The 341-nt window shown below is 65.7% G+C and carries 1 protein-coding gene; it reads right to left on the bottom strand.

What is annotated here, in order from left to right:
* Window positions 1-115: 115 nt before the first annotated feature.
* The coding region (locus tag B3M58_RS20675) for an NAD(P)/FAD-dependent oxidoreductase (RefSeq protein WP_296222082.1) at window positions 116-341 on the bottom strand (226 nt) is incomplete at its 5' end.

The raw sequence follows: 341 nt of genomic DNA on the forward strand, positions 1-341 counted from the left end.
AGGCGAGAAACGCAGCGTAGCGGCGTACCAACCCATGGTGTTGTAGCGGCGCAACGCAGGCGAGCCAGTGATCAACGCTGTCTTGGCAACGCCCGGCCTGCGCCAGCCACGCGGATTACACGTACTGCGCGGCGGCGTAGCCCGAGGCCCAGGCCCATTGGAAGTTGAAACCGCCGAGGTGGCCGCTGACATCCAGCACCTCGCCGATGAAATACAGCCCCGGCGCTTTCAGCGATTCCAGGGTTTTCGACGACACTTCGCGGGTATCGATGCCGCCCAGAGTCACTTCGGCGGTGCGGTAACCCTCGGTGCCGGCGGGCACCACCTGCCAGTCGGCGAGC

The sequence above is a fragment of the Pseudomonas sp. UBA2684 genome, assembly GCA_002354655.1.
Classification (GTDB): Bacteria; Pseudomonadota; Gammaproteobacteria; order Pseudomonadales; family Pseudomonadaceae; genus Aquipseudomonas.